This window comes from Roseibium marinum, from assembly GCF_002906165.1.
In the GTDB taxonomy this organism is placed as follows: domain Bacteria; phylum Pseudomonadota; class Alphaproteobacteria; order Rhizobiales; family Stappiaceae; genus Roseibium; species Roseibium marinum.
On sequence record NZ_PPCN01000017.1, the window covers coordinates 19,644 to 37,069 of the forward strand.

At 60.9% G+C, this 17,426-nt stretch carries 22 protein-coding genes; 8 read left to right on the top strand and 14 right to left on the bottom strand.

Going from position 1 to position 17,426, the window contains the following annotated elements; all coding sequences use genetic code 11:
- Positions 1 to 49 precede the first annotated feature (49 nt).
- From CLV41_RS25155 to wrbA, 3 genes are all read left to right on the top strand, one after another.
- Entirely contained in the window at positions 50 to 724 is a 675-nt protein-coding gene (locus CLV41_RS25155; RefSeq protein ID WP_208987727.1) for a cysteine hydrolase family protein, read from the top strand.
- 250 nt (positions 725 to 974) lie between these two features.
- Entirely contained in the window at positions 975 to 1,817 is an 843-nt protein-coding gene (locus CLV41_RS25160; protein WP_408014293.1) for an alpha/beta fold hydrolase, read from the top strand.
- Between the two features lie 228 nt (positions 1,818 to 2,045).
- A complete protein-coding gene (gene wrbA / locus CLV41_RS25165; RefSeq protein ID WP_103225251.1) occupies positions 2,046 to 2,642 on the top strand; it encodes an NAD(P)H:quinone oxidoreductase in 597 nt (198 codons plus the stop codon).
- A 186-nt stretch (positions 2,643 to 2,828) separates the two neighbouring features.
- On the opposite strand, the gene CLV41_RS25170 is transcribed toward wrbA, so the two are convergent.
- Entirely contained in the window at positions 2,829 to 3,317 is a 489-nt protein-coding gene (locus CLV41_RS25170; protein ID WP_103225303.1) for a LysM peptidoglycan-binding domain-containing protein, read from the bottom strand.
- 311 nt (positions 3,318 to 3,628) lie between these two features.
- On the opposite strand from CLV41_RS25170, the gene ttcA reads away from it, so the two are divergent.
- The gene (ttcA, locus tag CLV41_RS25175) at positions 3,629 to 4,573 is read left to right on the top strand and encodes a tRNA 2-thiocytidine(32) synthetase TtcA (protein WP_103225304.1); all 945 of its coding nucleotides are present in this window, start codon (positions 3,629 to 3,631) and stop codon (positions 4,571 to 4,573) included.
- A 162-nt stretch (positions 4,574 to 4,735) separates the two neighbouring features.
- On the opposite strand, the gene CLV41_RS25180 is transcribed toward ttcA, so the two are convergent.
- The 5 genes from CLV41_RS25180 to CLV41_RS25200 form a co-directional block, all read right to left on the bottom strand.
- Positions 4,736 to 5,017, bottom strand: coding sequence for an antitermination protein (locus tag CLV41_RS25180; protein ID WP_103225305.1), 282 nt, complete (start codon positions 5,015 to 5,017; stop codon positions 4,736 to 4,738).
- Between the two features lie 654 nt (positions 5,018 to 5,671).
- Entirely contained in the window at positions 5,672 to 6,004 is a 333-nt protein-coding gene (gene grxD, locus CLV41_RS25185) for a Grx4 family monothiol glutaredoxin (RefSeq protein ID WP_103225252.1), read from the bottom strand.
- Between the two features lie 155 nt (positions 6,005 to 6,159).
- Complete coding sequence (locus CLV41_RS25190) at positions 6,160 to 6,393, bottom strand: BolA family protein (RefSeq protein WP_103225306.1); 234 nt, start codon at positions 6,391 to 6,393, stop codon at positions 6,160 to 6,162.
- A gap of 44 nt (positions 6,394 to 6,437) precedes the next feature.
- A complete protein-coding gene (purL, locus tag CLV41_RS25195) occupies positions 6,438 to 8,636 on the bottom strand; it encodes a phosphoribosylformylglycinamidine synthase subunit PurL (RefSeq protein WP_103225253.1) in 2,199 nt (732 codons plus the stop codon).
- A 145-nt stretch (positions 8,637 to 8,781) separates the two neighbouring features.
- On the bottom strand, positions 8,782 to 10,293 hold the full coding sequence (locus CLV41_RS25200) for an aminotransferase-like domain-containing protein (protein WP_103225254.1): 1,512 nt from the start codon (positions 10,291 to 10,293) through the stop codon (positions 8,782 to 8,784).
- Positions 10,294 to 10,396: 103 nt separating this feature from the next.
- On the opposite strand from CLV41_RS25200, the gene CLV41_RS25205 reads away from it, so the two are divergent.
- Complete coding sequence (locus CLV41_RS25205; RefSeq protein ID WP_103225255.1) at positions 10,397 to 10,639, top strand: DUF1127 domain-containing protein; 243 nt, start codon at positions 10,397 to 10,399, stop codon at positions 10,637 to 10,639.
- A 141-nt stretch (positions 10,640 to 10,780) separates the two neighbouring features.
- Here CLV41_RS25205 and CLV41_RS25210 read toward each other — a convergent pair whose 3' ends face one another.
- On the bottom strand, positions 10,781 to 11,317 hold the full coding sequence (locus CLV41_RS25210; protein ID WP_103225256.1) for a peroxiredoxin-like family protein: 537 nt from the start codon (positions 11,315 to 11,317) through the stop codon (positions 10,781 to 10,783).
- 111 nt (positions 11,318 to 11,428) lie between these two features.
- On the opposite strand from CLV41_RS25210, the gene CLV41_RS25215 reads away from it, so the two are divergent.
- Positions 11,429 to 12,232 carry a helix-turn-helix domain-containing protein gene (locus CLV41_RS25215; protein ID WP_103225307.1) on the top strand — a complete coding sequence of 268 codons (804 nt, stop codon included), beginning with the start codon at positions 11,429 to 11,431 and terminating at the stop codon, positions 12,230 to 12,232.
- A 40-nt stretch (positions 12,233 to 12,272) separates the two neighbouring features.
- On the opposite strand, the gene CLV41_RS25220 is transcribed toward CLV41_RS25215, so the two are convergent.
- From CLV41_RS25220 to purC, 5 genes are all read right to left on the bottom strand, one after another.
- Entirely contained in the window at positions 12,273 to 12,527 is a 255-nt protein-coding gene (locus CLV41_RS25220; protein WP_103225257.1) for a DUF2164 domain-containing protein, read from the bottom strand.
- Between the two features lie 27 nt (positions 12,528 to 12,554).
- The gene (purQ, locus tag CLV41_RS25225) at positions 12,555 to 13,223 is read right to left on the bottom strand and encodes a phosphoribosylformylglycinamidine synthase subunit PurQ (RefSeq protein ID WP_103225258.1); all 669 of its coding nucleotides are present in this window, start codon (positions 13,221 to 13,223) and stop codon (positions 12,555 to 12,557) included.
- 19 nt (positions 13,224 to 13,242) lie between these two features.
- Positions 13,243 to 13,350, bottom strand: coding sequence for a phosphoribosylformylglycinamidine synthase-associated small membrane protein (locus tag CLV41_RS28230; RefSeq protein ID WP_103225259.1), 108 nt, complete (start codon positions 13,348 to 13,350; stop codon positions 13,243 to 13,245).
- A 10-nt stretch (positions 13,351 to 13,360) separates the two neighbouring features.
- The gene (purS, locus tag CLV41_RS25235; protein WP_103225260.1) at positions 13,361 to 13,600 is read right to left on the bottom strand and encodes a phosphoribosylformylglycinamidine synthase subunit PurS; all 240 of its coding nucleotides are present in this window, start codon (positions 13,598 to 13,600) and stop codon (positions 13,361 to 13,363) included.
- Between the two features lie 133 nt (positions 13,601 to 13,733).
- A complete protein-coding gene (purC, locus tag CLV41_RS25240) occupies positions 13,734 to 14,498 on the bottom strand; it encodes a phosphoribosylaminoimidazolesuccinocarboxamide synthase (protein WP_103225261.1) in 765 nt (254 codons plus the stop codon).
- A 314-nt stretch (positions 14,499 to 14,812) separates the two neighbouring features.
- Between purC and CLV41_RS25245 the strand changes: the two genes are divergently transcribed.
- Both CLV41_RS25245 and CLV41_RS25250 read left to right on the top strand, forming a co-directional pair.
- A complete protein-coding gene (locus CLV41_RS25245) occupies positions 14,813 to 15,136 on the top strand; it encodes a DUF1476 domain-containing protein (RefSeq protein WP_103225262.1) in 324 nt (107 codons plus the stop codon).
- Between the two features lie 196 nt (positions 15,137 to 15,332).
- Entirely contained in the window at positions 15,333 to 16,115 is a 783-nt protein-coding gene (locus tag CLV41_RS25250) for an HpcH/HpaI aldolase family protein (RefSeq protein ID WP_103225263.1), read from the top strand.
- Between the two features lies 1 nt (position 16,116).
- On the opposite strand, the gene CLV41_RS25255 is transcribed toward CLV41_RS25250, so the two are convergent.
- Complete coding sequence (locus CLV41_RS25255) at positions 16,117 to 16,671, bottom strand: RBBP9/YdeN family alpha/beta hydrolase (protein WP_103225264.1); 555 nt, start codon at positions 16,669 to 16,671, stop codon at positions 16,117 to 16,119.
- 226 nt (positions 16,672 to 16,897) lie between these two features.
- Positions 16,898 to 17,407: a BA14K family protein gene (locus tag CLV41_RS25260; RefSeq protein ID WP_170107315.1), complete on the bottom strand. Its 510-nt coding sequence runs from the start codon at positions 17,405 to 17,407 to the stop codon at positions 16,898 to 16,900.
- Positions 17,408 to 17,426: the final 19 nt, after the last annotated feature.

The window sequence follows — 17,426 nt, forward strand, 5'->3', positions numbered from 1 at the left end:
GCCGCACGCTGCGGCCACAGCGGAAACCGATAGTTCAAGGAGAGATCCATTGCTGCAATTCAAAATCACGACGAAACGGGCACCCCGGCTTTCATTGCTGGCAACGATCACGGTCATTGCGGCGGTCACATTCGCCTTTACCGCCTTTGCACAGGTTGCGGAACCGAACCCTGGTTCAGATCTGCTGACGCCCGACAACCACGTTCTGATCCTGACCGATCGTCAGCCTCAAATGGCGTTCGCGGTCCGGTCTCACGATGGCGCTGAGATGGAAGACGGTGGTGCCGCGCTGGCCAAGTTCGGCAAAACATTTCAGGTGCCGACCGTGCTCACGACAGTAGCGGCCGAAACCTTCTCCGGACCGATATTACCGGAGAACGCCATTGTCTTTCCCGAACAGGTGCCAATTGATCGGTCCACCATGACCGCCCGGGAAGACAAGGGCTTCATCGACGAGGTCAATCGTCACGGGAAAGGCAAAGTCGTGACCGACACTTCCGGCGGCGTGTGGGAAGAAGCCCAAACGATGGCCATCCAGCGCATGGCCCCCCAGGCAGGTGCCACACCGATTACCTGGATGCGATACGGGCTCGAGTTGCGGCGCGACCGGGCGCGCCAGGCGGCCTATGCGGACATCACGACGGTCATGAGGGAGGATGGCGGCGGGTACGGCCCCGCCATCGCCTATGCCTACCAGATGTTCCATCTCCACGAAGGCAACTGAACGCGATTTGGCGGCGCATCCCGACAGAAGTCGCGCCGCCGGCGCATTCAGACCGACAGCCGCCGAACCTCTATCCGCAAGCCAAACCTTCAATTGACGAAAAGGAAGCCGCGCGATGACCCACGTCACCGAGACCCCTTTGTCCTTGACGCGCCGTGAGGCGCTGATCGGCGGAGGGGTGCTGACCATAACCCTTTTCCTGCCGGCTCTCACCCTGCCGGCAACATCACCCGCCTATGCTCAAGGAGACATGACCATGGCAACCGTAACTACATCCGATGGCGTTGAAATTTTCTACAAGGATTGGGGACCGCGTGATGCGCAACCGATCGTGTTCCATCACGGCTGGCCGCTCAGTTCAGACGACTGGGACGCGCAATTGCTGTTTTTCGTTAACAAGGGATACCGGGTCATCGCGCATGACCGGCGCGGGCACGGCCGCTCCGCCCAAGTGTCCGAAGGACATGACATGGATCACTACGCCGCCGATGCTTCGGCTGTCGCCGAACATCTCGATCTTCGGAACGCTGTCCACATCGGCCACTCGACAGGTGGCGGGGAAGTCGCGCGCTATGTCGCAAAGTACGGCGAACCCCAGGGACGCGTTGCCAAGGCAGTTCTTGTTGCCGCGATTCCTCCCCTCATGCTGAAAACGGTATCCAACCCGGGCGGCCTGGCGATTGAAGTGTTCGACGGACTTCGCGCCGGTCTCGCAGCAAACCGTTCGCAATTCTTCCTGGATGTGCCCGGGGGCCCGTTCTACGGATTCAACCGTGAAGGTGCGGCAGTGATCCCGGGTGCCGTACAGAACTGGTGGCGGCAAGGCATGTTGGGCAGCGCCAAGGCTCATTACGATGGCATCAAGGCCTTTTCCGAAACCGATCAGACAGAAGACCTGAAAGCCATCGGCGTTCCCACGCTTGTCATGCATGGCGACGATGACCAGATCGTGCCGATCGACGATTCAGCACACCTGTCTGTGAAGCTTTTGAAAAACGGAACGCTCAAGGTTTACGAGGGATATTCCCACGGAATGCTGACCGTAAACGCCGATGTTCTGAACCCTGACCTTCTTGCCTTCATCGAAAGCTGAAGAAACCACGCGACACAAGCACGGTTTCCGCCAGGAACGGATGCCGTGCGTGATCCTGACCGATCGGAAGATCGATACTTTTTTGAACCCGGCGCAGGAATTCCTCCCAGCTATATCGGCTGACGCCCTGAAAACCCGATCTGAAGAAGGCCGGTGGAGTTCAGGCGGCTGAGCCACGGCTGCGAAGAAGCTGCCTGACCATCTCCCTTCCCAACAAAGGAGCGAACCATGACGAAAGTCTTGATACTCTACTATTCAACATATGGTCACGTTGAAACCATGGCGACCAGCGTGGCCGCGGGTGCTCGCGACGCGGGGGCCGACGTGTCGGTAAAACGCGTTCCCGAGCTCATGCCGGATGATGTAGCCAGAAATGCGGGGGTCAAACTCGACCAGGACGCGCCGCTGGCGACGCCTGGCGAACTGGACCAGTATGACGCGATCATTTTCGGGACGCCCACGCGCTTCGGCAACATGGCAAGCCAGATGCGCAACTTCCTGGACCAGACCGGAGGGTTGTGGGCGCAGGGCAAGCTCATCGGTAAAGTCGGTTCCGTGTTCACCTCGACCGGCACGGGGGGAGGCCAGGAGACAACCATCACTTCCTTCCATTCAACCTTGCTCCATCATGGAATGGTTGTTGTCGGGCTTCCCTATTCGTCAGCCGGGTTGTCGAAGACCGACGAGACACGGGGCGGCAGTCCCTATGGCGCAGCGACGATCGCGGGTGCGGACGGTTCCCGGGTGCCATCGGCAACCGAGTTGCAACTGGCACATGACCAGGGCCGTTACGTCGCGGACATCGCCGGCCGCCTTGCCGCCTGATCACAAGTAATATGCGCCTTCGGCGCGCAATATGTCTGGATTCCGGATCGGCGCTCGACTTGTGTCTCACTTGTCCGGACTGATGAAACTGGGTTTGTCAGCAGTCTGAGGCCCGCCAATCCGGCGGGCCTTTTTTGCCTGGATGGTTCTTCCGTATTGCCTGTTCACCAATCAAAGGCACCTGTTTCAGATATCGTTCCTCGGGATCCGGAGGACCTGACCTGGGAAAATCACATTCGGGTCGTTCAGTATGTGCTGGTTGGCCTGAAAGATCGGCTGAAAGTCGGAATTGCCGTATTGCTGCTGCGCGATCTTCGTGAGTGTGTCGCCCGGCTTCACCGTATAGGGTTGCCAGCCACCGTAACCGGGTAGAATTTTCGGGCCGAAGAGGACCGGGATGACAACGGAAGGACCGTTTTCATTGCCGGTGTCGTCGGCAAGCGTCAGGAACAGCCGGTTGAGCTGGAAACTGTTGGTGTCCGGAATGTCTATCGAACCCTGAAATTGCCTGAGCCCGAGAGCGCCCACGTTGGCAAAGGAAGCATATTCGTCATGCCCCTCCGATACGCGGATGCTCAAGGTGCCTTCGAATGCCGCCGCGTTTCCTGAAATCAGAATTTTCGAGCCGACAAGATCGAACGGCTGGGGCTGCTGGATGTCGAGTGTAATGGTCAAAACAATAATCCTTTCGAGCTGAAAAAATGTGTCTGGTGCCCTCCAGGTGACCGGATGATATCGCAATTTTCCGGGACGGGAAACAAGCGGGTGCAACTTCAGGGCGCATTTTTTGCAGCTTGCCGCTGACCGTCCGGAATGCGCGGAGACCGCGATGCGATGCCCATCCTGCTCAAACGGGCGAAGTCCGCTGACCCGGAGAGGCAAGGCGTGCACTTGAAAGCACCGGCTTTTCCCTTGGCCTTGCGGTGGCGATCCGTTATGTCAGCGCAATCCGAATGTTTGTCCCCGAAAGCCCCAAGGCCCGGTACATGAACGATATTGCCGCCGACAGTCTGGAGAGCGAAGTCCCCGCGCTTCTGAGAAACGCGCCGTCCAGCGTGGAGTTCAAGAAGCTGCGCAAGCGGCTGCTCAGGCAGGCGCGGGAAGCAATCGGCGATTTCGGCATGCTGGCGGAGGGCGCTTCGGATGAAAACAGGCCGAAATGGCTTGTCTGCCTGTCCGGCGGCAAGGACAGCTACACACTGCTGGCGGTGCTGATCGAGCTGCAATGGCGCGGGCTGCTGCCGGTGGAGCTGATCGCCTGCAATCTCGATCAGGCGCAGCCGGGCTTTCCGACGCATATTCTGCCGCAGTTCTTCGAGGAGAACGGCATCAGGCATATCATTGTGCGCCAGGATACCTATTCCATCGTCACCGAAAAGATCCCGGCGCACCGGACCTATTGCTCGCTGTGCTCGCGCCTGCGGCGGGGGATCCTGTACCGGGTGGCGCGGGAACAGGGCTGCGAAGCCATCGTGCTCGGCCATCACCGCGAAGATATTCTGGAAACCTTCTTCATGAATCTCTTCCATGGCGGGCGTCTGGCTTCCATGCCGCCGAAGCTGATCAATGACGAGGGCGATCTCCTGGTGCTGCGCCCGCTCGCCTACTCGGCCGAAAGCGACATCGCCAGGTTCGCCACGGGCATGCGTTTCCCGATCATTCCCTGCAATCTGTGCGGCTCGCAGGACGGGTTGCAGCGAGACGAAGTCAAGCGTTTGCTACAGACCTGGGAAAAGGAGACACCGGGGCGGCTCGGCATCATGGCCCGCGCGCTGGGCAACTCGCGACCTTCCCATCTGCTCGATCGGTCGCTTTACGATTTCGTCAATCTGCGTCCCGCGGACGGGGAAGATGTACCGGACGGCGGCGAAGCTGAAGATCCCTGCGGGGCGAGCCTCGCCATGACGGCGAAGCTGTTCGCGGCGGAGTGAGGCTGCTGCAGTCCGCGGCCTTGGCCCGCCCGGGATGTGCCCTTCGGCGGCTACAAGCAACCCGGCAACGGCAGCGAATACGCCCAATTCGGCCTGGCGGATTTCCTGGAGTTGAAGGCGATTACCGGGTGAGGTGATCTCGCCGAGGTCCACTTCAAGGCGTCAGCGAAGCGCCTTGTTGCCGTCGAAGCCGCCCATCGGCTGGTTGCGGACCAGGATCACCAGAGCTTCCTTGCTCGGGATGGCGTCCTTGAGGGCCACGCCGCCGTAGTTGGCGCAGAGGTCCTCGGCGGGTTTGTTATGGGCCGGTGTGAACATGGTGATGGTGCGGCAATCGACGCGCCGCAGTTCGCGGTCGGCGTCAAAGCTTCCGGACACGGCAAATCCGATCCCGGCGAGGACCAGAGCGAAGGTGGAGGTGGCTGCAATCGTTTTCTTGTTCATCGTCCCCGGTCCCATTCCCCGGCCCGTTCGTTTACAGGGCCTTGCGATATGGTCGAAGAATGGCGGAACGCACCTGTACTCATCCTGAAATCCGCATTCACCTTACGTTCAGTCTAGACGATTCGGCAGAATTTGCCGAGTGCATGCCCGAATTCTGCCGGATTCGATTCGGGACAACGTTGGATAAAGGCAGGACTGAAATGAGTTGGGCGGCAAAATGCCTTCCACTCAGGACCCATTCGAATGCCCTGGAAACGATTGGACCCCGGCTCGGGGGCCGGGGTGACCGGCGTTGAGTGTGGAAACGCCCGGACACCCTTCCGGAATGACGCCCCGGGGGGAACCGCTCAGTAAATTGTGATGCGGTTTTGTCCGATCGGGCGGCAAGAGAATAAGCAAAAGAGACGGAGAAACGGTCCCTTAGCTCCGAAAGCTGAGAAATAGAATCCGCTCAGGCGGGCACCGGCCGTTTACAGACTCCCGTTCCTCATCCCGGACGCAGCATGGCGAAGATCCGGGATCGGGGAGCCGAGGTCTGTCGGTGAAAAAGGTTTCTTATACGCAACGACTTGCGGCTCTCCGGTCCCGGCTCGCGCTTCGCTTGGCCGGGATGACTACGTTGGGAACAAACCTTTGTCAGCAGTATGAGTCCGCTCAGGCGGACTGCTTGGTCTCGACACCCTTTTCGGTGAACAGGCCCTGGAGTTCCTTGTTCTGGAACATTTCGCGGATGATGTCGCAGCCGCCGACGAATTCGCCCTTCACATAGAGTTGCGGAATGGTCGGCCAGTTGGAGAATTCCTTGATGCCCGTGCGCAGATCGTCATCCTCCAGCACGTTGATGCCTTTGTACGGGCTGCCGACATAGTCGAGGATCTGTACGACCTGGCCGGAAAATCCGCATTGCGGAAAGTTCGGCGTGCCTTTCATGAAGAGCACAACATCGTTGCTGTCGACTTCGTTCTTGATCCAGTCCTGAATGCTCATGAGCGTGTGTCCTTGTGTTTCGCCGCCGCAACAAGCTTGCATCCGGCGCTATATAGCAGTTTGGAAGCGGCTCGCCATATCCGAAATTCCATGATCAGAAAGACCAGAAGTATCGCGATAGGCGCAAGCCAGACCATGTTCGGTCCCCGTCCGGGTCAGTCAGGGGCTTTTGTCTGAAGGGCGAGAGCGTGCAAGGCGCCGCCCATATTGCCTTTCAGGGCTTCATAGACCAGCTGGTGCTGCTGGACGCGGCTCTTGCCCCGGAAAGTCTCCGAGACAACATTGGCCGCGTAGTGGTCGCCGTCTCCAGCCAGATCACGGATCTCAACCTGAGCATCGGGCAGGGCCGTCTTGATCAGGGTTTCGATCTCATTCGCGTTCATCGGCATCGTGCGTCCGTCCTTTTTATGAAGTTCCCGAAAGGCCAAGCCATTCAGGCCGTCGCCATGTAGTTCGGGAACCAATCTTCATGTGCTTTGCGCATGTTTGCAACGGATATGGTGAGGATGCCCTCAACAGTCAAATCCGCGCCGCCCGTCGTGCCGATCTGCCGGACGTCGATACCGGCATCCAGAATGTCCTCCAGCACGGCTTCCAGCTTGTCCGGCGCGACGGTGAGAACGTAGCGGCCCTGGTCCTCGCCGAAGAGGGCCGCGTGTGCCGGGCCTTCCACCTTGACCGTGGCTCCCATGCCACCTGCCATCGCCATTTCCGCCAGGGCGACGCCGAGGCCGCCGGAGGAGATGTCGTGAACACCGGTGAGGCGGGCGGCGCCGATCAGCTGGCGCACCAGCGTACCGCGGCGTTTTTCCGCGGCAAGATCGACCGGGGGAGGGGCGCCTTCCTCGCGGCCGAGGATTTCCGCCAGATATTGCGAAGCGCCGAGATGGGTGCCATAGCCGCCGATGACGAGGATCGTGTCGCCTTCCTGTGAGAAGGCCGCGTTCGCCCGCACACCGACGTCCGGCAGCAGACCGACACCGCCGATCGCCGGGGTCGGCAGGATGCCTTCGCCATGGGTCTCGTTATAAAGCGACACGTTGCCGGAGACGATGGGGAAGTCGAGTTCGCGGCAGGCTTCGCCGATGCCTTTGATGCAAAAGACCAGCTGTCCCATGATGTCCGGCTTTTCCGGGTTGCCGAAATTGAGGTTGTCGGTGGCGGCCAGCGGTTCGGAGCCGACGGCGGTCAGGTTGCGCCAGACTTCGGCCACGGCCTGCTTGCCACCCTCGAAGGGGTCGGCCTCGCAATAGCGCGGCGTCACGTCGACGGCAAAGGCGAGGCCCTTGCGCGTGCCTTCCACGCGGATGACGCCCGCGTCGCCGCCCGGCGATGCCGCCGTGTTGCCCTGGATCAGCGTGTCATACTGCTCGTAGACCCAGCGGCGGGAGGAGCCGTTGGCGCTGCCGATCAGGGTTTTCAGGGCTTCGGAATAGTCTTGCGGCTCGGGAACCTCTGCGGCAATGAGCTCCGGCAGTTTCTTCGGTTCGATCCAGGGGCGGTCATATTCGGGCGCTTCGTCGCCGAGTTCCCTGATCGGCAGGTCGGCGACGACGTCGCCCTGGTGGCGAACCACGAAGCGCAGCGTGTCGGTGGTGACGCCGACAATCGCGAAATCGAGGCCCCATTTCTTGAAGATGGCCTCGGCTTGCTGTTCCTTTTCGGGCCGCAGGACCATGAGCATGCGCTCCTGGCTTTCCGACAGCATCATCTCATAGGCGCTCATGCGCTCCTCGCGCACCGGAACCTTGTCGAGATCGAGCTCGATGCCGAGACCGCCGCTGGCGCCCATTTCGACCGCCGAACAGGTGAGGCCGGCGGCGCCCATGTCCTGAATGGCGATGACCGCGCCTGTCTGCATCAGTTCAAGACAGGCTTCCAGCAGGCATTTTTCGGTGAACGGGTCACCGACCTGAACGGTGGGGCGCTTTTCCTCGATGGTGTCGTCGAATTCGGCGGAGGCCATTGTCGCACCGCCGACCCCGTCGCGGCCGGTCTTTGCGCCCAGATAGACGACCGGCAGACCGACGCCTTCCGCCTTGGCCAGGAAGATGGCATCCGACTGTGCGAGGCCAGCGGCAAAGGCGTTGACCAGGCAGTTGCCGTTGTAGCGGGGATGGAACTCGACTTCGCCGCCGACCGTCGGCACGCCGAAGGAATTGCCATAGCCGCCGACGCCGGCAACGACGCCGGAGACCAGGTGCCTGGTGCGTGGATGATCCGGCGCGCCGAAGCGCAGCGCATTCATGGCAGCGACCGGCCGCGCGCCCATGGTGAAGACGTCGCGCAAAATGCCGCCGACGCCAGTCGCGGCGCCCTGATAGGGCTCGATATAGGAAGGGTGGTTGTGGCTCTCCATCTTGAAGACCACCGCCTGGCCGTCGCCGATATCGACGACACCGGCGTTCTCGCCCGGACCCTGCAGCACCCTGGGGCCTTCTGTCGGCAGGGTCTTCAGCCATTTCTTCGACGATTTGTAGGAACAGTGCTCGTTCCACATGGCCGAAAAGATGCCGAGCTCGGTGAAGGTCGGCTCCCGGCCTATCAGTTCCAGAATGCGCTCATATTCATCCGGCTTGAGGCCGTGGGAAGCAATGAGGTCGGGCGTGATCTTGATATCGTTCGGGATCATGTCGGTCCGGGGTTCTGCGGCGCGGGCGCCTGGGCCTGTCTGGCGCCGGTTTAGCAGATCAAATCGCGGAAGTGGAGAGGCTAATCACATTCCGGCGGTCCGGTTCCACGGGAAGATTTTTTCCGGCGGGAAGGAAGCAACCTCCCTATTCGAAACTGTCGTAACAGGCGCCGCTGTCTTCCATGATATTGCGGACGATCCGAAGGCCCTCGGCCGTCTCCTCGCGGGTAAGCGGGTTTGTGACACCGATCCTGACCCGGTGGTAGACCTTGCCCGAGCGGCCGGTCTTGAACTCGTCCTCGTCGTCGATCAGCACATTCGCGCTCGCCGCGGCGGCCTTGAACGTGCCCGAAAGCCAGGGTTCGGGAACCTTCAGCCACAGGAACGGGGCATCGGGAGCCGCTTCAAGCTCGTAGCTGCCAAGATGTTGCCTGACGAGGGCATGGCGGGCGGCGATCTCCACCAGAATCCTTTCGCGGAAGGTATCGGCCGCGCCGGACAGGATCAGGCGGGCGGAAAGTTCGGACAGAAGGAAGGATATGCCGCCGGTCAGCATCTTGTGCGCCGTATAGATCCGCTGCGCGTGGGACAGGGGACTGGAGACCCAGCCGCCGCGCACACCGGCGGTCACCGATTTGGACAGGGAACCGACATGGAAGGTGCGCTCCGGCGCCAGCGCGGCCAGCGGCGGCAGGGATGTTTGCCGGAGAGAACCGTAGACCTCGTCCTCGATGATCCAGAGATTGTTCTGCCGGGCGATTGCCACGATGTCCCGGCGCCGCGCCTCGCCCATCAGGCCCAGTGTCGGATTGTGCATGGTCGGCATCACGAACAGCACCTTGGGGTGCTTTTGCGCGCAGACGCGGGCGAGGTCTTCGGGAAGCGGACCCTCGTCGTCCCGGGCGACTTCAACGGGCCGCCGGCCCATCAGGGCACCGCCGCGGGAGATCGAACTGTAGGTGAGTTCCTCGAAGGCGATCTGATCGCCGGGGGCGGTGGTTGCCGCCATGATCGCCATGATCGCCGCCTGTGCGCCGGTTGCCGGCACGATACTGCCTTCGGCCGGTTCCCAGCCGCCGCGCGCCAGCCATTTCCGGCCCGCCCTGCGCCAGCTTTCCGGCACGTCGCGGGTGTAACTGGCGATTTCGTGCGGGTGGTCACGGGTGATGTCGGAAGTCAGGCGGCCGATGATCTCCGCCTGGCCGATTTCGGGTGCCGAGGTGCTGTCGAAACGGATTGCGCCGGGGGCGGGCACGGAGATCCGCGTGCCGGCAAAGGCGGCATCCTTCGGAACGGCCGTGGCCTCGCGGACCCAGGAGGGGGGCTCGGCCGCCGAACGTTGGCCGTTGGCGGCCGGTTGGACGTCCATGCCGAGATCGGGTTTGCCGAATTCCTGGAGCTGAGCGGCCTCCGCGCTGCCAAGAACGAACGTGCCGCGTCCGACTTCACCGCTAACAAGACCCTGCCGACGGATCACGGCATAGGCCCGGCCGATGGTGCCGACGGTGACGCCCAGGTCAAAGGCGAGGTCGCGCTGCGGCGGGAGTTTGGCGCCCGTGGCGAGCGCACCGGTGGCAATGTCGTCGGCAATCCGGTCCGCCAGACGGATGTAAAGCGGGCCTTGGCCTTCGGGGATCTCTGGGTGCCAATTTGTCATGGTGACAATTTTCTATATTGCGTCTCAAAAGGAGTCAATTCATAAGATTGCAGCGCTACAATGTTGATGATTGTAGTTATTGTAACCGTAATGAGGTGGTGAGATGAGTTCAATAGAGACAATAGGAGGGCGGCGGATATCGCGTGTGCCGGCCTTCCGGTCGCTGATCGCATTCCTGTTGAGGAAGGTGGCGGGCTGGAGACGGACCGCGCGGACGCGAAGCCAGTTGCTGGAGCTTTCGGACGCGGCGCTCGAGGATCTCGGCCTGACCGCCGAAACCGCACGCCAGGAAGCTGAAAGGCCATTCTGGGATACCCGTGGCGAAACCTGGCGAAGGTTCCGGTAGAAAGTGCGCGAAACCGAGATGTCAGGGACTTCGGATCCGGGACAGCCCGAAAGCCCGGAGAAACAGTAAAAATGCCGGACACGCTGCAGTTCGTGCCCGGCATTTCCCTTGAATTCACCAAGTCATCGTCAATGAAGAGGGTTAGACCGCTCCGGTATATTCACCGCGGGCGGGGTAGTCGTTTTTCTGAACGAAATCAAGCGCGCCGACCATTTCCTGGAAATGCGGACGTACGAACGGCATGGTCTGGACGGCGGAGAAATACAGGGTGCCATCCGCTTTAACCAGGAAAACGCCGGGTTCGGAAAAGAGGGCGGGTTCCTCAATGCCGATGGAGGTGGTGCCGCGGCTCGTGGAGATGAAGAGACCCCAGCTTCTTGCCACCGAGAGCGGCAATCCGTATCCGAAGCGCAGATCGGAATAACCGACCTTGTCCGCCATCAGTTGGGCACGGTCTTTATCATCGGAGGAGATCGCGACGGTCTTGACGCCTTTCTCGGCGAAATCCGGGGTCAGGCGGCCCAATTCCTTCAGGTAGGTGGCGCAGATTGGGCAATGCAGGCCGCGATAAAACACGACGAGCGTTGCGAATTCTGCGGCATCTTTGGACAGGTCGAACGGAGTGCCCGAAAGGGTTTCTAGCGTCAGGCCGGGAACCGGTTGGCGTGGAACAAGCATCTGTTTCCTCATTCTGCTCAAGAGCAAGGCTTCACATTTCCCTGCGGATAGCCTTAAGATAGTGAACGAATGCAGCATGAACATTCTAAAAAGATGATCTGGAGTACGGAAATGCTGGTCCCTTATCGGACATCCTTTAACGGCAAGCTGGACCGGCTGTCGTCTCTCATCGACCGGCTCAGGGTTCACGTTTCAAATACGCCGAGCGGAAGTCCGGAAGAAGACGCCGCCAATTTCAGAGTTTACGCGAATGAAGAGCGGGCGCTCCGGCTGGTCTACAGCCCGTTGAAGAACGGTGTGACCGGGGATCATCGGGACATGGAGGCAACGGCGGACGAATTGCCTCTGGTTGCCGCGCGTATCACGATTTCCGGTGTCGGCGGGCAACTCGTCAGTGCCCTGCCGGACTGTATTTCCGTGCCGCTGGCCGAGGATCCCTATCTGACCGCGGTGGTCATGCCGCTGATCGAGGAGGTTGCCCTGCCAAGATGCGGCGGGCAGGCGGCGTTCCAGCGGCTGTGCGAGGTGGTGGTCATCCGGCTGCTGCGCCATGCAATGGAAGCGGGCAAGGCGGATACCGGTCTGCTGAGCGGCCTGGCGCATCCGCGCATCGCCGCCGCGCTGGTCGCGATACACGAGGCGCCGGGCGACATCTGGACACTTGAGAAGCTGGCGGAGACGGCCGGGATGTCCCGCACGCAATTCGCCGTCACCTTCAAGGAACGCGTCGGAACCACACCCATGGGGTATCTCTCCACTTGGCGGCTGGACATTGCAAGATCCGAACTGGAAGCCGGGCTACAGGTCAAATCCGTCGCCTCGATATGTGGATTCACAAGTCCGGCGGCGTTTTCGCGGGCCTTTTCGCGCCGCTTCGGCTATCCGCCCAAACAAAGGCGGAACCAGGCGGCCTGAAGCACGGCGCGCCGCGCGGCTCCGGAGTTCTCCGGCATCCCTATCCCCGATCGCCGACCGGCTGTTCCAGGGCGTAGATTTCGTCGTTGATGTCGTCCGCCTTGCGGGCAAAAAGCGCCTGGGCGTCGTTGAGGCCGAGATTGTAGAAGCGGGCACCGAGAGAGGTTGAGAGAAAGTCGATCAGCCGGTCGGCATCCATGTTGCCGATTTCCACGTCCAGTTCCTCGTCCAGGAAGCGCTGGATCTGCGAGGCGAGGCGGGTCCGGGTGTCCTTATCGAGTTTCAGCTCGGTCATGGCCGTTTCCCGTAGGTTTTGTCGGTGTCAGGCCGCTTCGTCGAGCAGGCTTTCGAAAAGCAGTCGACCCTCGACGCCGCCGTTGAGGGGCTCGATCAGGTTTTCCGGATGTGGCATCATGCCAAGGACGTTGCCCTTTGCATTGGTGATGCCGGCAATGTCGTTGATCGAGCCGTTCGGGTTGCTGCCATCCGTATAGCGGAAAATCACCTGGTCGTTGTCCTCGATGCGCTTCAACGTCTCGGCATCGGCGAAATAGTTGCCGTCGTGATGGGCGACCGGGCAGCGCCAGACCTGGCCCTTCCGGAACTTCGAGGAAAACCGGGTGGCGTTGTTCACCGTCTCCATCCTGATTTCCCGGCAGACAAAGGTCAGTCCGGCGTTGCGCATCAGGGCGCCCGGCAGGAGACCGGCTTCGGTCAGGATCTGGAAGCCGTTGCACACGCCCAGAACGGCAACGCCGCTCCCGGCCTTGGCGACCAGATCCTTCAGGATCGGCGAGCGGGCGGCTATCGCTCCGGCGCGCAGATAGTCGCCGTAGGAAAAACCTCCCGGAACGATCACCAGATCGACGTCGGGTACGGTGCTTTCCGTGTGCCAGACACTGAGCGGGCGCGTGCCGGTGATGTGTTCCAGCGCATGGAACATGTCGCGGTCGCGGTTGGAGCCGGGGAAAACGATGACGGCGGTTTTCATTGGGCACTCCCCTAAGTAGTCAAAGCAGCACGACAACGGCGATCAAGGCCGCGAGCGCGGGCACAAGGATGAAGACCGCCGCCTTGGCGGCCATGAAGATTACGGCCCTGCGCGTGTCTTCATCCATGGCGATTCGTTCAGGCGATCTCGATGGCGTAGTTCTCGATCACGGTATTGGCAAGCAGCTTCTCGCACATCCGTTCGAGCTTGGTTCTTGCGGCGGCCTTGTCGGTGCCAGCCAGTTCGACGTCGAACACCTTGCCCTGCCGCACGGAGCTGACTTCGGCGAAGCCGAGGCCGCCAAGCGCGCCCTCAATGGCCTTTCCCTGAGGATCGAGTACACCGTTTTTCAAGGTGACGATCACACGTGCTTTCATGAGGTCTTGTCTCCATCAACGTCCCGCAGGGCTTTTGCTGGCTCTTACACCAGCTTGGACGGTTCTGAAAGGGAAGAAGGCGCGCGAAAGGAAAAACCCCCGCCAAACTTTCGCTTGGCGGGGGGGCATATTGTTACTGCACCAGTGTCGGACCGGGCCCGGCCGGCCGCTCGTTGACATTCATGATGCCGAGGCGCTTGGCGACCTCCTGATAGGCTTCCAGCATGCCGCCCATGTCGCGGCGGAAGCGGTCCTTGTCCATCTTGTCGTTGGTCTCGATATCCCACAGACGGCAACTGTCGGGGGAGATCTCGTCCGCCACGACGATGCGCATCATGTCGCCCTCGAAGAGGCGGCCGCATTCGATCTTGAAATCGACAAGCCGGATACCGACACCCAGGAACAGGCCGGAGAGGAAATCGTTGACGCGGATGGCCAGCGCCATGATGTCGTCCAGCTCCTGCGGAGTGGCCCAGCCAAAGGCGGTGATGTGCTCTTCGGCCACCATCGGATCGTCGAGCTCGTCGTTCTTATAATAGAACTCGATGATGGAGCGCGGCAGCTGCGTGCCTTCTTCCAGGCCAAGCCGCTTGGAGATGGATCCGGCGGCGACATTGCGCACGACCACTTCCAGCGGAATGATCTCGACTTCCCGGATCAGCTGTTCGCGCATGTTCATGCGGCGGATGAAGTGGGTCGGGATGCCGATGGCATTCAGCTGGTTGAAAATGAATTCGGAAATACGGTTGTTGAGCACGCCCTTGCCGTCAACAATCTCGTGTTTCTTGTTGTTGAAGGCCGTGGCGTCATCCTTGAAGTGCTGGACCAGCGTTCCCGGTTCCGGACCTTCATAGAGAATCTTGCCCTTACCTTCATAAATGCGGCGGCGGCGGTTCATTGGCTATACCGTTATCTTTTAAAAGAGAATCCTTGGGAAGGGTCCTTGCTCACCTGGTCTGTTTTCTGCCGGGACGTCCTTGTCAAACCGGCGGGCGCCTTCAGGCGGCAATCCCTATTTTGCGGCGCGGAACTTACCCGAAGCGGGAGCAAAGTACAATCTTATGTTTTCCGCCATTTTACGGATGAGGTTATGCTTTTGACGCAAGGGAGCAGGATCTGCGTTGATTTGCGGCGCGTGCGGGGATATGCAAGAGACCAAATCGGCCCCATATGGGGGGAAGTGCATCAGCGCGGTTCAGGAGACGATGAGTTATGAGCACATTCGACAAGCGCGAACAAGGGTTCGAGAACAAATTCGCGCATGACGAGGAGCTGCGGTTCAAGGCGACAGCACGGCGCAACAAGTTGCTGGGGCTGTGGGCGGCGGAACTTCTGGGTTATGAAGGCGACAAGGCGCAAGATTACGCCAAGGAAGTCGTGCGGGCCGATTTCGAGGAGCCGGGCGACGAAGACGTGTTCCGCAAGATCCGTGCGGATTTCGATGCAGGTAACGTCGAGCAGTCCGATCATCAGATTCGCCGCAACATGGACGAACTGATGCATACGGCCATCGCACAGGTTCAGAACCAGGGCTGAGCGCAACGCGCAGCCGACGACGGAAATGCATAACGTCTGCCGCCCGCGGCAGGCGTTTTCGTTTTAGCCACTGTTTATTCAGGTTTCCTGGCAATGCAGGTTGATCTTTCGCCTGCGCGTACCGGTTCGCAGCAATAAGACTTGCAGCCCGGGTCTTTCGCCAGTTTGATGACTGACCTGACCGAGGAGGCTGCCCGTGAGCGAACAATCCTTTCTTGCCGACAAATTACGATCCGGAAAACCGGTCATCACCGGCTGGTCCGTGCTGTGTGTGCCGATGATCGCCGAAATGATGGCGCGTGGCGGTTATGAGGCGGTGACGGTAGACCTTCAGCACGGCATGTACGATTTCGCCTCCGCCTGCGAAGCGCTGGCGGCGACCGCCCTCGGCGGAGCGCACCGCATCGTTCGTATTCCGATCGGCGATAACGCGCTGGCCGGCCGTCTGGCCGACATGGGGGCGGAATGCCTGATCGCGCCGATGATCAATTCCCGGGAAGATGCCGTGTCCTTCGCGAGAGCCGTCAAATATCCCCCGGACGGAGACAGAAGCTGGTCGCCTTTCCGGGCGGCGATGCTCAGCGGCCAGACGATGGAAGAGTACCGCAAGGGGGCCAATTCCCAGACGCTTTCCCTGGCGATGATCGAAACCCAGGAAGCGATTGACGCGCTGGACGATATCCTGTCGGTTCCCGAGCTTGACGGAGTGTTTGTCGGGCCGAGCGATCTGTCGATCTCGCTGTCGAACGGTGCGCGGCTCGACCCGAACGGCGAGGCGAACGCGAAAGTCTGCGCCGCGATCGCGGAAAAGGCGGTAAAGGCCGGCAAGCTCGCCGGTATTTTCTGCATGAACGCCGACAAGGTGAAGGAAGCCATTCAGCAGGGTTTCTGCCTGATCAGCCACGGCATCGACCGCTCGTTTGTCGGCGATGCCATCGCCAACGCCCGGCGCGAAGTGGACGAGATCACCTCTACCTAGGTCAGCCCAGCCGCTTCATGAAATGGGCGAAGGACATCATGCCTTCCGGCCAGGGGCCATGGCCGCTTTCCAGATTGATGTGCCCGGCTTGACCGGCGTCCTGGAACGTGGCGCCCCAGGCAAGGGCAAATTCCCGCGCCCGCTCATGGTCGCAGTAGGGATCGTTGCGGCTGGCGACGAGATGAGACTGGAAGGGCAGGGGATTGAGGGGCACGGGGCGGAAATCGCCGCCGTCGAACTCCTTCACCAGTCCCTCCCGGTCCCAGTCAGAAGGTGCGACCAGATAAGCGCCCGCGATCCTCTCCTTCAGCGCATGGGCGGCGTGCGCGACCAGTATGCAGCCGAGTGAATGCGCCACGAGTACGACGGGCCTTTCGCAAGCTTCCACTTCCGCGACAAGCGTCTCCAGCCATTGCTTTTTGCCCGGCGTGTGCAGTTCCGCCTGCTTGACAACGCGCGCGGTCGGCATCTTGTCGCGCCAGCGCAGCAGCCAGTGGCCAGGCAGCGTTTTTCCATAGCCGGGAATGAGCAGAATGTCGGTCTCGGAAATTTTCACGGGGCCCTACCTGTCGCGAGCAAATCTTGTCCTTGTTGCTCTCTCGCAGATGACCGGCGTTGTTGTCAAACGCAAGTGCTCTGGCAGCCCAAAAGCCGATGGAACGCGGGTTCAAGTAGAAAAAACCTCAGGTCGTGTTCCCGGATGCGGCGTAGCGGAGATCCGGGATGACGATCCTGAGGTTTTTTCAGCCGTTTTTTAATCGTAGCAGGTGAGGGGCCGTACCCTACCGGCCGTATGGCGAAACGCAGGCACGGCGCGGACCGTTGTAGGGCTGGAAGGAATTGTCCGACGGGCGGTAGGACCGGTAACGCTGGTCGCACCATTGGTAGTGGGCCGGGCTGTAGCCGCGTGCATGGCGCGGGGCCGCGTAACGCGGAGGAGCTGCATAACGCGGCGGGGGAGCGTAGCGCGGCGGCGGTGCGTACCCCGGACCGGCGCCGAACCCGAAGGCAAAGGCCGCGGATGGAAACCACCAGCCGTTGAACTGCCGGTATCCCTGGCGGGGCTTCCGGTAGCCGCGGTGGCCGTTGTAGTAAAAACGTCCGTTCTGGCCGTAAAAGCCGCGGTTTTTGTGTTTGGAGCGGTTATCGATACGCACGACCGGCGCACCGCCGGCATCAACCGTAATTCCGGGCCTCATGAGCGGCAGCGGATCCGCGCCGGCGGGAAGCGCGGCTCCAGCCAGAAGACCGGTGGCGGCAAGACCGCTCAGGATGAATGCTTTCAATCGCATGTTTGTCTCCATCTCCATG